We start from the raw sequence: 14099 nt of genomic DNA on the forward strand, positions 1-14099 counted from the left end.
TTGCGCTTCGCTGCACTTCGTCAATGTCGCCAGCGGCAAGACGTTGAGCGAGGGCATCGGCCGGCCTCGCGCGACATCTCAGACCCAGCCGCCGTCGACGATGTAATGCTGGGCGGTGCAGGCGGAGGCCTCGTCGGAGGCGAGGAAGACGGTGAACTTCGCAACTTCGTCCGGCATGAGCCTGCGCTTCAGGCATTGTCGCTGCTGCAGCTCGATCTCGCCGGCCGGCGTCATCCATTTCTCGAGCTGCCGCTCGGTCATGATCCAGCCCGGCGCGATCGCATTGACGCGGATGTTGTAGGGGCCATAGTCGCGCGCCAGCGAGCGCGTCAACCCGATCACGCCTGACTTGCTGGCGGTGTAGGCGGCCATGCCGCCTTGTCCTGCGATCCACGACACCGAGCCGAAATTGATGATCGCGCCGGCATTGGCCGCCTTCATGTCCGGCAACACGGCCTGCGATGCAAAGAACTGGTGCTTCAGATTCACCGCGATGCGGTCGTCCCAATAGTCCGGCGTCATCTCCTCGGTGTTGTGCCGCTCGTCATGCGCGGCGTTGTTGATCAGGATGTTGATCGGGCCATGAGCCTTGCGTGCCGCGACGACGCCGGCACGCAGCGCGCCGATGTCGGTGAGATCGACGTGCTGGAAATGCGCGGCCAGTCCCTGGTCGGACAGCTCACGTGCCAGGCGCTGTCCCTCGTCGATCTTGATGTCGAAGAACACCACCGTGGATTTCTGGTCCGCAAAACGGCGCACGATCGCAGCGCCGATTCCGGCTGCGCCACCGGTGACGAGCACGACCTTGCCGGCGAGGTCGGAATAGATGGCGGCCATTGGGCACCTCGTTTTGTTGCGGCCGGCGCGGCGGGCCGCGACCGACTCTTTTTTGAACCTTAGCCATTCCGCTGGTGAGGTGCATAGATCAGATTTTGTGTTGCGTACCTCAAAAATTGAGGGCAGGATTGCGTCAAAGAATAACAGTCGGTTGGGAGGATGTGATGAGATCGCTCGGGAAACTGGGACTCGCTGCTGTCGCATGCCTGCTTTGGGCCAGTTCCGCGTCAGCCGACACCACGGTCAAATGGCTGCACATCGAGGTCAACCCGGCCCAGGTGAAGATCTGGGAGGAGGTCGCGCGCAGCTATGAGGCGTCGCACCCCGGTGTGAAGGTCGAGATGCAGTTCCTCGAGAACGAGGCCTACAAGGCCAAGCTGCCGACCATCCTGCAATCGAAGGACCGGCCGCACATCATCTATAGCTGGGCCGGCGGAGTGCTGAAGGCGCAGGTCGAAGCGGGCGTTCTGGAAGACATCACCGATTCTGTGAAGAGCGGCGGCTACAGCGACACGATCGCACCGGCGGCGCTCGCGGCGTTCACCAGCAACGGCAAGGTCTTTGGCCTGCCGACCGCGCTCTCGCAGGTCGGCTTCCTCTACAACAAGGATTTGATGGCCAAGGGTAATGTCGATGCAAGCAAGATCAAGACATGGGACGATCTGCTCGGCGCGGTGAAAACGCTGAAGGCCGCGGGTGTTACGCCGATTGTGGTTGGCGGTGCCGACAAATGGCCGCTGCATTTCTACTGGACGCATCTCGCAGTGCGCGTCGGCGGCAAGCCGGCCTTCGATGCAGCGCTGAAGGGTGAGAATGGTGGCTTCGCCGGGGAGACCTTCCAGAAATCCGGCGAGCTGTTCAAGCAGCTGGTCGATCTCCAGCCGTTCCAGAATGGCTTCCTCGGCTTCAAGAACCCGCAGGCCGTCGGCTATTTCGGGGACGGCAAGGCCGCGATGATCCTGGCCATCTCGTCCTTTTACCACACCCAGCGCGCGCTCGCCGCCGACAAGGTCGGTCTCGGCGACGACAAGCTTGGCTGGTTCGATTTTCCGGTCGTACCCGGCGGCAAGGGTGAGCCGTCAGACACGCTCGGTGGCATCACCGGCTGGCTGATCACCAAGGGGGCGCCCAAGGAAGCCACCGACTTCCTGAAATTCTTTATCTCCAAGGACGTGCAGGCGCGGCTTGCCGCCGGCAACTTCATCGTTCCCGTCGTCAAGGGCGGCGAGGCCGGCCTCAACAGCGCCTTCATGAAGCAGATCGCGGCCAACCTGGCGAAGTCCAACTATCATCAGAACTTCTATGACCAGAGCCTCGGCCCCTCGGTCGGTCGCGTCGTTAACGACGTCACGGCGGAGATCGCCGGCGGCAGCATGAGCCCGCAGGACGCTGCGAAAGCCATCCAAGCGGCGTACAAGCAAGGCAACTGACCGTGGCGCGACGGATCGCGATCACCTCGCCGGTCGGCGTTGCCGGCGAGGCGGCTCCTCAGGTCGCGGTTCGTGGTCCGGGCTGGGATGGACGCTTCACGGTCCTGATCCTGTTCCTGCCGCCCGCGCTGCTGCTGTTCACGCTTTTCGTGGTGCTGCCGATCGGCGAGGCCGCCTGGTACTCGGCCTTCAACTGGAACGGGTTCGGCAGGCCGACGAACTGGATCGGCTTCGACAATTACCGCTTCGTGCTGGAGACGCGGGCCTTCTGGCTCGCGCTGCGCAACAACGGGCTGATCATCGCCGTTTCGCTCGCCGTCCAGCTGCCGCTTGCGCTCACGCTTGCCCTGATGCTCGCGGAACGCTTTCGCGGCGCTGTGGCGCTGCGCATGCTGTTCTTCATGCCCTATATCCTCGCCGAGATCGCAACCGGCCTGATCTTCAGCTTCGTCTATGACGGCGACTACGGCCTCGTCGCCTCGGTCTGGCGCGCCTTCGGCGCCGAGCCTCCGCATCTCCTGGCTTCGACCGACACGGCGATGCTGGCGGTGCTGATCGTGGTGGTCTGGAAGTATTTCGGCTTCCACATGATGCTGTTCATCGCCGCGCTGCAAAGCCTCGACAAGAGCCTGGTCGAGGCCGCCCGGATCGACGGCGCGACGCGGACGCAGACGCTGCGCCACGTCGTGATCCCCTTGCTCTATCCCACGATCCGCCTGTCGGTGTTCTTCGCCATCATCGGCTCCCTGCAGCTGTTCGATCTCGTCATGCCGCTGACGCGCGGCGGACCGGCCGATTCCTCGAACACGATGGTGAGCTTTCTCTACAACAACGGCATCTCGCGCATGCGGGTCGGCTATGGCAGCGCCATCGGCGTCATCCTGTTCGCGATCTGCGTGACCTTTGCCTTCACCTACAAGCGATGGTTCATGCGCGATGAATAGTGCAGGGACCAGAAGCGCATTCGATCCCGCCGTGCTGTTCAAGGCGCTGTTCCTCGGCCTGGTCGCGATCTTCGTCCTGGTGCCGCTGCTTGCAACCCTGCTCGGCGGCTTCAAGTCGCTCGGCGAACTCCGCGTCAATCCGTTCGGCCTGCCCAGACACTGGGAGTGGCAGAACTACGCCGACATCCTGTTCTCGGCGCGTTATTGGCAGCTCCTGCGCAATTCGCTTGTTATCTCGACGCTGGCGGTGACGCTGACCCTGATCACGGCTTCGATGGCCGCGTTCACCTTCGCCCATGTCAGGTTCTTCGGCTCATCGATGCTGCTCAGCTATCTGACGCTGGGCTTGCTGTTTCCCGCTGCGACCGCCGTGCTGCCTCTGTTCATCAAGGTGCGGGATCTCGGCCTGCTCGACACCTATTTCGGCGTCGCGCTGCCGCAGGTGGCGTTCAGCCTCGCCATGAGCGTGCTGCTGTTGCGCCGCTTCTTCAAGGACATTCCATATGAGCTGCTCGAGGCCGCGCTGGTGGACGGCTGCAGCTACATCAATTTCTTCCGCTATGTGACGCTGCCTTTGTCGCGTCCGATCCTGGCGACCGTCGGCACCATCACCTTCGTCAACAGCTGGAACGCCTATCTGCTGCCGCTGGTGATGCTGAACACCGATGCGCTGTATCCCTGGCCGCTCGGCATCATGGTCTACCAGGGCGAATACTCGTCCGAATGGCACCTGATCCTGGCCTTCATCACGCTCACCATCCTGCCCACGATCATTCTGTTCCTGCTGGCGCAGAAGCACATCGTGGCCGGCCTCACCGCAGGCGCGGTCAAGGGATGAGCCATCTGAGGAGATCATAATGAGAAAAGTCGGCGTCGGAATCATAGGCTGCGGGGTGATCAGCACCGCCTACCTCAAGGCGGCCCAGCGCTTTCCGGTCATGGAGTTCAGGGCGCTCGCCGACATGCGCAGCGAGGTTGCCGAGCGCCAGGGCGCGGCATTCGGCTTGCCGGGAATGCGGGTCGACCAATTGTTGAAGCGCGACGATATCGAAATCGTCGTCAATCTCACGGTGCCGCTCGCCCACACCGACGTCAGCCTGGCGGTGCTGAACGCCGGCAAGCACGTTCATTCGGAGAAGCCGCTCGGCATCAATGTCGCGGAAGCGCGCAAGGTCATGGAGCTCGCCGCACAGAAGAACCTGCGCGTCGGCTGCGCGCCCGATACGTTCCTTGGCGGCGGCCATCAGACCGCGCGCAAGCTGATCGACGACGGCGCGATCGGCACGCCCGTCGCGGGCAGTGCCTTCTTCGGCTGTCCCGGCCACGAGCGCTGGCATCCGGCGCCCGGCTTCTACTACCTGCGCGGCGGCGGATCGATGCTCGACATGGGGCCGTATTACATCACCGATCTCGTGCAATTGCTCGGTCCGGTCGCCAGCGTGATGGGCTCGACCGCGCGTCCGAAGACCGAGCGCCTCGTCACCAGCCAGCCGATGAACGGCGCGCTGATTCCGGTCGAGGTCGCGACCCATGTCGCCGGGACGCTGGAATTCGAGAGCGGCGCAGTGGTGTCGATCACGATGAGCTTCGACGTGCCGAAACATCGGCATGCGCCGATCGAGATCTACGGCGACAAAGGCAGCATGCTGGTGCCCGATCCAAATCGCTTCGGCGGCGAGGTGCAGGTGGCAAAGACCGGCGGCGAATGGGAGGTGATGCCGCTGACGCACGGTCACGTCGAGGGCGAGTTCCGCTCGATCGGCGTCGCCGACATGGCTGGCGCGATCCTGAACGACAGGCCGCATCGCGCAAGCGGCGCGCTCGCCTTCCACGTGCTGGAGGTGATGGAGGCGTTCCAGACATCCGCCGACGAGGGCCGCCGCGTCAAGATCGAGAGCCGCGTCGAGCGGCCGGCGATGCTGCCGGCCGGACGTGAAACCGGACAGATCGATTGAGGGAATGACCATGCGCAAGGCAATGATTGTATGGGGTGGCTGGCCGGGACACGATCCCGATCTCTGCGCTTCGATGATCCGCGGCTGGCTGAAGGCGGAAGGTTTCGAGGTCCGGATCGAAACCACGACCGAGGCATTCGGCGATCCCAAAATCCATGATCTCTCGTTGATCATCCCGATCTACACCATGTCCAAGATCGAAAAGGCGGATGCGCTGAATCTTTGCGCTGCGGTGCGCAGCGGGGTCGGGCTCGCCGGCCATCATGGCGGCATGTGCGATGCCTTCCGCGATTCTGTGGACTACCAGTTCCTGTGTGGCGGGCAATGGGTTGCGCATCCCGGCAACATCATCGATTACAAGGTCGACGTGACCAAGCCCGACGATCCCATCATGAACGGCCTGAAGAGTTTCGAGCATCGTTCCGAGCAGTATTACATGCATGTCGATCCCGCCAACGAGGTGTTGGCAACGACGACTTTCACCGGTGAGCACGCGCCCTGGATCGAGGGCGTGGTGATGCCGGTGGTGTGGAAGAAGCGTTATGGCGCGGGGAGGGTGTTCTATTCCTCGCTGGGTCACCGCGCCTACGAGCTCGACGTGCCGGAGATCCGGACGTTGATGACCCGCGGCATGCTGTGGGCCGCGCGCGAATGACTGAAGGCGCGACCCAGCCGGTGCTTCGAGCCACGCTCGAGGACGTCGCGCGCGCGGCGGGCGTTTCGCTCGCCACCGTCGATCGCGTCGTCAACCGGCGCGAGGGTGTCCGCGCCAAGACCGTCGCGCGCGTCGAGGCCGCGGTGGCAAAGCTCGGCTATCGCGCCGATGTTGCCGCGGCGCGGCTCGCCCGCGGGCAGACGTTCCGCTTTGCTTTCGTGCTGCCGACCGGCAGCAACAGCTTCATGACCAATCTCAGCGAGCAGGTCGCGCGCACCGCGGGCTGGCTCGCCGGCCATCGCGGCTTCATCGACATCCACCATGTCGACGTGTTCGACCCCGATGTCCTTGCCGGTGCGCTGGAGAACCTCTCGCCGGCCTATCAGGGTGTCGCCGTCATCGCGCTCGATCATCCCAGGGTTCGCGCCGCGATCGACGAGCTCGTCGCGCGCGGGGTCGCCGTGGTCACCCTGGTGTCGGACGCGCCGAGCTCGTCCCGGGTGCACTATGTCGGGATCGACAATCCGGCCGCGGGCCGCACCGCCGCCACGCTGATGGGGCGCTTCCTTGCCGGGCGCGAGGGCACCGTCGCCGTGATTGCGGGATCGTTGTCGCTGCGCGATCACACCGAACGGCAGTTCGGCTTCCACCAGATCCTGTCGAGTGAGTATGCGAACCTGTCCGCACTCCCCGTCATCGAGGGGCGCGACGACAGCGACCGCACGCGGGACCTCACGGCCGCGCTGCTCGCGCGCCATGCCGATCTCCGCGGCATCTATTGCTGTGGCGCCGGCAACCGCGGCATCGCCGATGCGCTCGAGGCTTCGGGCCGCGCGCGCGAGGTGGTCTGGATCACACATGAGCTGACCGAGCACACCAGACGGTTCCTGGTGCGCGGCACGCTCGACGCCGTCATCAACCAGGATGCCGGCCATGAGGCGCGGTCTGCGGCGCGAGTCCTGCTCGCGCATTGTTCGGGCGAGCCGATCAGCCCCGACCAGGAGCGTATCCGCATCGACATCTTCCTGCGGGACAATCTGCCGTAGGGCATGATCCGGAAAAGTGTGAAGCGGTTTTCCGAAAAGATCATGCTCAAACAATAACCTGCGCAAGCGCTTCGTGAGGATTATCCCTCGTACTGGTCCGGCCCCATCGCCCAGGACGACTCGTCGTGGCCGAAGGCGTAATTGCGGTTGTTGAGCGCCGGATTGCGATTGACCATCGGCCGCATGAACATCGGATGGGTCGCTGAGCGCACCTCGTGCTCGACCGTGAACAGCGGCTTGCCGCTGTCGAGGTCGACGATGTCGCAGAACCGGTACTGGTATTGATTGTCCTCGCGGGAGATCAGCTTGCGCGCAAGCAGCTTGCGGTAGGGACCGGAGAAGTCGGTGATGTACATCTGCACATGGTGACCGTCATAGTCGCCCAGCGGCCGGTCGGTCTCGCGGAACAGCAGATGCTGGTTGCGGCCCGTCGTCACGGCGGCAACAGCGGCCTCGCCGTTCCGCAGGCTCGCGGGCATGCCCATGATCTCGGGATAGAAGGCGCAGATGCCGGCCGCCGTTCCCTTGGGCACGTCGAACTCGACATAGGGAATGCCGAGCGCGATCCGGCCGAACCGCGCGGCGTCGGGCTCGTAGCAGCGCACGCGGTTACCCCAGGGGCAAACTGCCTCGACATGGTCGTTGTGCTCCCTGAATGCGAACGCCGTGCCCTCGAGTTTCTTCGCGACCGATGCAAGCCGCGCCAGCAGCGCCTCGCGGCCTTCGATGACGAGGCCAACGTGTCCGCGCAGCACCTGCGGCCGGCCGCTCGGCAGATGAAACTGGCTTCGCCCGGCGTTGATCCACATGTTGGTATCGGACACCATCAGGTAGGGATCGCGGGTGAGCCCGAGCCCGGCGACGTAGAACAGCGTGGCGAGGCGCTGGTCCGGGACCTGGATGTTGACGTGCTCGAAATGGATGGCGTTGCCGAGATCTTCTTTGGATCGGTCGAATTGCTGCGGCATGGGTGTGCTCTGCGTCGTGGATTGAAAGCGCCATACTAGAGCACAATTTCCGCTCCCCGGAACGGCCGGCCGATCACATCTTGCGTGCTGGCCGTTATGCGCACCGGCTGCCTTGCCGTGGCACCCAGTCCCTGTAATCTGAGCAAAACACTGAGGAAGAAGCCGATGGCAGGAGTCTTGGAGGGCGTGCGCGTGCTCGATTTCGGGCGCTATATCGCCGGGCCCTATTGCGCCACATTGCTGGCCGAGTTCGGGGCCGAGGTCATCCGCATCGAGAAGCGCGACGGCAGCGAGGATCGTTTCGTCGCGCCGGTGGGTGAAGGCGGCGAGGGCGCGCTGTTCCTCCAGGTCAATCGCAACAAGAAGTGCATCACGCTCGATCCGATGAAGGCGCAAGGCCAGGAGGTGATGCGCCGCCTGATCGCGACCGCGGATGTCGTGGTCGCCAACCTGCCGCCGCAGACCCTGCGCGCGATGAAGCTCGATTACGACTCGTTGAAGGCGATCAAGCCGGACATCATCCTGACCACGGCCACCGCGTTCGGCGGGCCGGGCCCGTGGTCCGACCGGGTCGGCTTCGACGGCGTCGGCCAGGTGATGTCGGGCTCGGTGTACATGACGGGCGCGGGCGATCCGCCGTATCGGGCCGCGGTGAACTGGGTCGATTTCGGCACCGCGCTGCACTGCGCCTTCGGCACGCTCGCCGCGCTGATCGAGCGCGGCAAATCCGGGCGCGGCCAGATCGTCGAGGGCGCGCTGCTCGCAACCGCGCTGTCCTTCACCAATGCCACGCTGATCGAGCAGGCCGTCATCAACGTCAACCGCGTGCCGACCGGCAATCTCGGCCAGACCGCAGCGCCCGCCGACATCTACCGCACGAGGGACGGCTGGGTGCTGTGCCAGGTCACCGGCCATCCGCTGTTCAAGCGCTGGGCGCGGCTGATGGGCGAGGAGGAGGTGTGGCTGAACGACCCGCGCTTTGCCGACGACATCAGCCGCGGCAACAACGGCCGCATCATCAGCGAGCGGATGGCGCGCTGGTGCGCCGAGCGCACCACACAGGAGGCGGTCGACACGCTGGGCCAGGCGATGATCCCGACCGGCCCCGTGCTCTCACCGCAGCAGGCGCTGGATCATCCGCATATCCGCGCCGCCGGCTTCATGCAGGACGTCGACTATCCCGGCCTGCCGAAGCAGGCGCCGGTCGCCCGCGCCGCGGTGCGGCTGTCGGAAACGCCCGGCAAGATCGCAAGCCGCCCGCCGACGCTCGGCGAGCACACCGATCGCGTCCTCGCCGAACTCGGCTATGATGCGGACCAGATCGCGGCGCTTCGACAAGGCGGCATAATCTAGCATCACAGCAGCAGCTTCAGCGCCTTGGCATCGGCCGGTGCTGCGCTCTTCTGGTCGTTGTCGAAATAGACGTAGACGTCGCAGCCCTGCCGCTTCCACGACGTGATGCGCTTGGCCCATTGCGCCAGCGTGGCCTTCGTATAGTGCCCGTGATAACGCCCGCTTGGCCCGTGTCCGCGCACATAGACGAAATCCGCCGTGCGCTTCCACGGCGCCGGTGCATCGTGATGATCGGACAGGCACAGCGAGATGTTCTCCTCAGTCAGCATCCGCAGGATGCGCGGCTGATACCAGCTCGGATGACGGAATTCGAAACTGTAACGCCGCTTTCGCGACAGCAGCTTGAAGAACGAGGCGAGCCGGTCCGCATTCGCCTCGAACTGCGGCGGCAGCTGGAATAGGATCGGGCCGGCCTTGCCGCCGAGCCGCGTGATGCGGTCCTCCAGCAGCTCGAGGCTGTTGACGGAGCGGTCCGACAGGCGCTTCCAGTGCGTGATGAATTTCGACGCCTTCCAGGCGAACACGAAATCGCGGCCGGTCTGCTCGCGCCATCCCGTCACTGCCTCCGGCGTCGGCGTGCGGTAGAACACCCCGTTCAGCTCCGTGGTGTCGAACTGCCCGGCATAGTAGCGAAGCTGCTGCTTCAGCGTCACGCCCTCGGGGAAGAACGGGCCGCGCCAGGAGGCGTAGTGCCAGCCCGAAGTTCCGATCAGAACGCGCGCCATGTTTCACGTGCCATCCGTTGCTATTTGCCGGAGGGAACGTCCGTACGGCCGATACGTTTCTCGTGCGCATCAACGTAAGGACCGGAACCGATGTACGCGCTGTTCGAAGGCAACAAGCAGATCGGCAATCCCTTTCCGACCGAGAAGGAGGTGTGGGAAGCCGCCTTGATCGAGGGCCTGGTCACCGATGTCCCGGTCGCCGACGAGGAGGGCGGTCACCTTTTGCCCGACGGCTATCACGTCGAGCGCGTCGACGAGACATTCGCGCCGCGGCCGGACTGGAAGCTGCCGCGCGAGATCTCCTGAGCTAGTTCGACACCAGGGCCGCCTTGGCCACCTCGGCCATCCAGCGCGAGGCCACGGGGAGGATCGCGTCGTTGAAATCATAGCGCGGACCGTGCAGCTCCGCGCCGTCGCGCAAGGGCCCGTTGCCGATCCAGACGAAGGCGCCGGGCCGCTGCTGCAGATAGTGGGCAAAATCCTCGCCGGCCATGCTGGGGGCGAGATCGCGCCGCACCGGCGCCTGCACCTTCTCCGCGGCGATGCGCGCGAGGTCGGCCTCAGCAGGCGTGTTGATCACGACGCCGACACCCCAGACGATCTCGGGCGTGACTTTGACGCCGAAGCTGGTCGCGATCCCGGCGCAGGTGCGCTCGATGCCGTCGAGGAGGGTGTCCTTGACCGCCTCGCGGTGGTAGCGCAGCGTGCCGCGGATGGTGACGCGTCCGGCGATCTGGTTCGCCGCGGTGCCGCCTTCGATGGTGCACAGCGACAGCACGGCGGTGTCGAGCGGATCGACGCCGCGCGAGGTGATCGATTGCAGCGCGACGATGAGGTGCCCGGCCGCCACCACGGGATCGCGCGTCAGATGCGGCATGCCGGCGTGCCCGGCGTGGCCCTCGATCGTGATGGTGATGCGCCCGCCGGAGGCCATGACGACGCCGTCGTGCACGGCGATGGTCCCGGCGGCAAGGCCCGGCCAGTTGTGGAAGCCGAATATCCGCTCCATCGGAAAACGGTCGAACAGCCCGGCCGCGACCATCGCTCGCGAGCCGCCAAAGCCTTCCTCGGCCGGCTGGAAGACGAAATCGACCGTGCCGCTCCAATCGCTGTCGGCGGCGAGCAGGGCCGCGGCGCCCAGCAGCGAGGCGGTATGGCCGTCATGGCCGCACGCATGCATCACGCCCGATGTCTTTGAAGCATAGGGCAGGGCGGTGTCCTCGGTGATCGGCAGCGCATCCATGTCGGCGCGCAGGCCGACCCGCCTTTGCGCGTGGCCGCGCGTCAAGGTCGCGACGATGCCGTGGCCGCCGATGTTGGCCTCGAAGGGAATGCCGAGCTCGGTGAGCTTGTCCTGCACGAAGGCGGCGGTCTCCTTCTCCTGCAGCGACAGTTCGGGATGCGCATGCAGGTGGCGGCGCCACGCGGTCAGTTTCTGGTGCAGTTCGGGGGACAAGGCAGGTGTCTCTTGAGTGATGTCGGTTGCCGCCACCATAATGGATTATCACCGCCATGCACCCCGCGCCTTGGAATGCCTCGCGTGCAGCAATGTGCTTTTTCCGTCATTCCGGGGCGCGCCTCTTGGCGCGAACCCGGAATCCATGGTGCAGCTCGCTCCGAGGCCCAATGGATTCTCAGGTGCGCAATTGCGCACCATAGCTCGCGACTTCGTCGCGCCCCGGAATGACGAGCATGGGTGTTACGCCAGCTTCGCCAGCCCCTTCCAATCGAACCCGATCCCATGCCCCGGCCGGTCGGGCGCCAGCGCCAGCCCGTCCTTCAGCACCAGCGCATGCTCGATGTACTTGTCGAGCCCGAATCCGTGCGCCTCCAGATAGGATCGGTTCGGGCAGGCCGCGAGCAGGTGCACGGTGACGTCGTGCGCGCCATGACTGGTGACGGGCAGGTTGAACGCCTCCGCCAGCCGCGCGATCTTCATGAACGCGCTGACGCCGCCGCAATTGGTCACGTCGGGCTCCGGATAGGACACCGCGCCGGATGCGATGTAGTTCTTGAACTCCCACAGCGAGCGCAGATTCTCGCCCGCCGCGATCGGCACGCCGCCGGCCTGCATGATGCGCAAATGGCCGGCGACGTCGTCGGGAATGATCGGCTCTTCAAGCCAGGTCAGGTCATAGGGCACGAAGGCGCGCGCGGCGCGGATGGCTTCCTCGACCGTCCATTTCATGTTGGCGTCCGCCATCAGCGGAAAGCCGTCGCCGAGATGCTGTCGCATCGCCGAGACGCGCGCGACATCGGACTTGAGGTCGGGCCGGCCGACCTTCATCTTGATGGCGCGAAAGCCCTTGGCGAGATTGCCGTCGGTCTGCTTGAGCAGCGCATCGACGGAGAGATCGAGGTCGATGCCGCCGGCATAGCACGGCACGTGCGCATCGAAGCCGCCGAGCAGGCGGTACAGCGGCAGCTTGGCGCGCCGCGCCTTCAAATCCCACAGCGCGATGTCGAGTGCCGACAGCGCCAGCACCGCCGGCCCGCCGCGGCCGCCATAATGCAGCCCCCACCAGACATGATGCCAGATCGCTTCGGTGCCGTCGGCCTCGCGCCCTTCGATCAGCGGCGGGATCTCGCGCTTGAGAATGTCGGCCACAGCCCCGCCATTGCGCCCGACCGTGTAGGTGTAGCCGACGCCCTCGGCGCCATCGGCATCGCGGACCCGGCAGGTGATGAGCTCGAATGCCGTCATGTCGCCATGCGTGGAGTCCGACAGCGCGACGGGGAGGGGGATCCGGTAGAACCCGGTCTCGATGTTTGCGATGCGCGGCATGTGGCCTCCCTGTTTTTTCTTTTGCTTCGTAGGGTGGGTTAGCTAGCGGTTGCGCGAAGCGCAAACGCTGGCGTAACCCACCACTTCTGTTGCCGTGGATGCATACGACGGTGGGTTACGCTGACGCTAACCCACCCTACAAACCAAACTCACCGCATCGTCGCGAGTTGCACCGCCAGCGCGCAGGCGCGGTCGTATTCGTCGAGATTGATCCATTCGTCGACCGTGTGCGCCTCGTTCTGGCCGGCGCCGAAGGTCACGGTCGGAACGCCGTGGCGGACCATCCAGTTGGCGTCGAGGCCGCCATTGGCCGCGCGCACGTTCGGGGTGCCGCCGACCGCAGACACCGCCTCGATCGCGCGTTTGACGACGGGGAGGTTCTCCTTCATGCGGAACGGATAATAGTCGGTCTCGGCCTTGAACTTGACCTTGCCGGACTTGCCTTGCGCGTTCGTCACCTTCTTGGCCGCCTTCTCGAACGCGGCCTTGTAGGCCTTGGTGATCTCCTTGAAGAACTTTCCGTCATGGCTGCGGCTCTCGCCGCGCACATGGACGTAGTCGGTGACGACGTTGGTGGCATCGCCCGCCGGGCGGCCTTCGCCGCCGGTGACGGGGCCGACATTGCTGGTGCCTTGCTGCTTGCCCTTCACCACCTTGCCGAACCAGCCGCCGGCCTTCACCTCGGCCAGCGCGAGGGCCATGATCATGGTCGAGGAGATGCCGCGCTCGGGCGCGACGCCCGCATGCGAGGCGCGGCCGAAGATCTCGACGGTCCAGCGGTCGGCGCCGACGGCCCCGATCACGACGTTGGAGGCCGAGCCGCCGTCATAGTTGAACGCCATCACCGGCTTGCCGAGCTCGTCGAGCTTGACGTGGCGCGCGCCATAGAGCCCGCTCTCCTCGCGCACGCAGAACAGAAGCGTGATCGGCGGATGATCGAGCTTCTGCTTGGCGAGCTCGGCCGCCAGCGTCACCAGCACGCCGCAGCCGCAGCGATTGTCGCCGCCGAGCGCGGTCCTGGCGTCGTTGACGATCTTGCGCCCGGATTTCTTCGGCTTGGCGCCGGCGCACAGCGGCACGGTGTCCATGTGGGTCATGAACATGATCCGCGGCTGGTTGTGCAGCGCGCCGCGGCCGGGCAGGTCGACGATCAGGTTGCCGGTCTCGGTCGGCACAGGAATGCGCGTGTTGGCGTCGTCGAGCCGGATCGCCTTCGCCGGCACGCCGGCCTCCTTCAGCGCAGCCGTGAGCTCCCGCCCGATCGCCGCCTCCTGTCCGGTGACGCCCTCTACAGTGAGGAAGCGCATGAGACGATCGGTGGCGGCTTTGGTGTCGACAGGCATGGACTCGAATTCCCCTTGATGCGGATGGCGGCGCAGCATCCCCTGCGCTTTCGCATTT

Annotated in this window: 14 protein-coding genes; 8 read left to right on the forward strand and 6 right to left on the reverse strand. The window is 65.2% G+C overall.

Translation table 11 applies throughout. The features are described from left to right. Positions 1–78 precede the first annotated feature (78 nt). Positions 79–837 (reverse strand): SDR family NAD(P)-dependent oxidoreductase, encoded by a 759-nt coding sequence (locus N2602_RS11375; protein WP_172783839.1) that lies wholly within the window; start codon positions 835–837, stop codon positions 79–81. A gap of 164 nt (positions 838–1001) precedes the next feature. Here N2602_RS11375 and N2602_RS11380 point away from each other — a divergent pair, with 164 nt between their 5' ends. The 6 genes from N2602_RS11380 to N2602_RS11405 are packed head-to-tail and all read left to right on the forward strand — an operon-like array spanning position 1002 to position 6867. Then, a complete protein-coding gene (locus N2602_RS11380) occupies positions 1002–2267 on the forward strand; it encodes an extracellular solute-binding protein (RefSeq protein WP_172783840.1) in 1266 nt (421 codons plus the stop codon). A 2-nt stretch (positions 2268–2269) separates the two neighbouring features. Next, entirely contained in the window at positions 2270–3211 is a 942-nt protein-coding gene (locus N2602_RS11385; protein WP_260382683.1) for a carbohydrate ABC transporter permease, read from the forward strand. Beyond that, positions 3204–4049, forward strand: coding sequence for a carbohydrate ABC transporter permease (locus N2602_RS11390; protein ID WP_260382684.1), 846 nt, complete (start codon positions 3204–3206; stop codon positions 4047–4049). The genes N2602_RS11385 and N2602_RS11390 overlap by 8 nt, the downstream gene beginning before the upstream one ends. A 19-nt stretch (positions 4050–4068) precedes the next feature. Next, entirely contained in the window at positions 4069–5166 is a 1098-nt protein-coding gene (locus N2602_RS11395) for a Gfo/Idh/MocA family protein (protein ID WP_260382685.1), read from the forward strand. Between the two features lie 10 nt (positions 5167–5176). Next, positions 5177–5821, forward strand: a complete 645-nt coding sequence (locus N2602_RS11400; protein ID WP_172783844.1) for a ThuA domain-containing protein — start codon at positions 5177–5179, stop codon at positions 5819–5821. Next, positions 5818–6867, forward strand: coding sequence for a LacI family DNA-binding transcriptional regulator (locus N2602_RS11405; protein WP_172783845.1), 1050 nt, complete (start codon positions 5818–5820; stop codon positions 6865–6867). Before N2602_RS11400 ends, N2602_RS11405 begins: the two co-directional genes overlap by 4 nt. An 80-nt stretch (positions 6868–6947) precedes the next feature. Here the strand turns inward: N2602_RS11405 and N2602_RS11410 are convergent, their stop codons facing one another. Beyond that, positions 6948–7835, reverse strand: a complete 888-nt coding sequence (locus N2602_RS11410; RefSeq protein ID WP_172783846.1) for a VOC family protein — start codon at positions 7833–7835, stop codon at positions 6948–6950. A 165-nt stretch (positions 7836–8000) separates the two neighbouring features. Between N2602_RS11410 and N2602_RS11415 the strand changes: the two genes are divergently transcribed. Continuing rightward, complete coding sequence (locus N2602_RS11415; protein ID WP_260382686.1) at positions 8001–9188, forward strand: CaiB/BaiF CoA-transferase family protein; 1188 nt, start codon at positions 8001–8003, stop codon at positions 9186–9188. Between the two features lie 2 nt (positions 9189–9190). On the opposite strand, the gene N2602_RS11420 is transcribed toward N2602_RS11415, so the two are convergent. Next, positions 9191–9913, reverse strand: a complete 723-nt coding sequence (locus N2602_RS11420; RefSeq protein ID WP_212254703.1) for a DUF72 domain-containing protein — start codon at positions 9911–9913, stop codon at positions 9191–9193. A gap of 90 nt (positions 9914–10003) precedes the next feature. Between N2602_RS11420 and N2602_RS11425 the strand changes: the two genes are divergently transcribed. Then, a complete protein-coding gene (locus tag N2602_RS11425; protein ID WP_212254704.1) occupies positions 10004–10219 on the forward strand; it encodes a hypothetical protein in 216 nt (71 codons plus the stop codon). A 1-nt stretch (position 10220) separates the two neighbouring features. On the opposite strand, the gene N2602_RS11430 is transcribed toward N2602_RS11425, so the two are convergent. The 3 genes from N2602_RS11430 to N2602_RS11440 all read right to left on the reverse strand — a co-directional run bounded on the left by N2602_RS11430 (position 10221) and on the right by N2602_RS11440 (position 14041). Further along, positions 10221–11369 (reverse strand): amidohydrolase, encoded by a 1149-nt coding sequence (locus N2602_RS11430; RefSeq protein WP_260382687.1) that lies wholly within the window; start codon positions 11367–11369, stop codon positions 10221–10223. Positions 11370–11612: 243 nt separating this feature from the next. Next, positions 11613–12698 carry a mandelate racemase/muconate lactonizing enzyme family protein gene (locus N2602_RS11435; RefSeq protein WP_172783851.1) on the reverse strand — a complete coding sequence of 362 codons (1086 nt, stop codon included), beginning with the start codon at positions 12696–12698 and terminating at the stop codon, positions 11613–11615. 149 nt (positions 12699–12847) lie between these two features. Then, positions 12848–14041, reverse strand: a complete 1194-nt coding sequence (locus N2602_RS11440; protein WP_260382688.1) for a M20/M25/M40 family metallo-hydrolase — start codon at positions 14039–14041, stop codon at positions 12848–12850. Positions 14042–14099 lie beyond the last annotated feature (58 nt).

It is taken from the genome of Bradyrhizobium sp. NC92, from assembly GCF_025200865.1.
Classification (GTDB): domain Bacteria; phylum Pseudomonadota; class Alphaproteobacteria; order Rhizobiales; family Xanthobacteraceae; genus Bradyrhizobium.

Coding starts and splice junctions, on each gene's coding strand:
- N2602_RS11380 (WP_172783840.1), top strand. CDS start 1,002: ATGAGATCGCTCGGGAAACTGGGACTCGCTGCTGTCGCATGCCTGCTT.
- N2602_RS11410 (WP_172783846.1), bottom strand. CDS start 7,835: ATGCCGCAGCAATTCGACCGATCCAAAGAAGATCTCGGCAACGCCATC.
- N2602_RS11435 (WP_172783851.1), bottom strand. CDS start 12,698: ATGCCGCGCATCGCAAACATCGAGACCGGGTTCTACCGGATCCCCCTC.
- N2602_RS11390 (WP_260382684.1), top strand. CDS start 3,204: ATGAATAGTGCAGGGACCAGAAGCGCATTCGATCCCGCCGTGCTGTTC.
- N2602_RS11405 (WP_172783845.1), top strand. CDS start 5,818: ATGACTGAAGGCGCGACCCAGCCGGTGCTTCGAGCCACGCTCGAGGAC.
- N2602_RS11440 (WP_260382688.1), bottom strand. CDS start 14,041: ATGCCTGTCGACACCAAAGCCGCCACCGATCGTCTCATGCGCTTCCTC.
- N2602_RS11425 (WP_212254704.1), top strand. CDS start 10,004: ATGTACGCGCTGTTCGAAGGCAACAAGCAGATCGGCAATCCCTTTCCG.
- N2602_RS11415 (WP_260382686.1), top strand. CDS start 8,001: ATGGCAGGAGTCTTGGAGGGCGTGCGCGTGCTCGATTTCGGGCGCTAT.
- N2602_RS11400 (WP_172783844.1), top strand. CDS start 5,177: ATGCGCAAGGCAATGATTGTATGGGGTGGCTGGCCGGGACACGATCCC.
- N2602_RS11420 (WP_212254703.1), bottom strand. CDS start 9,913: ATGGCGCGCGTTCTGATCGGAACTTCGGGCTGGCACTACGCCTCCTGG.
- N2602_RS11375 (WP_172783839.1), bottom strand. CDS start 837: ATGGCCGCCATCTATTCCGACCTCGCCGGCAAGGTCGTGCTCGTCACC.
- N2602_RS11395 (WP_260382685.1), top strand. CDS start 4,069: ATGAGAAAAGTCGGCGTCGGAATCATAGGCTGCGGGGTGATCAGCACC.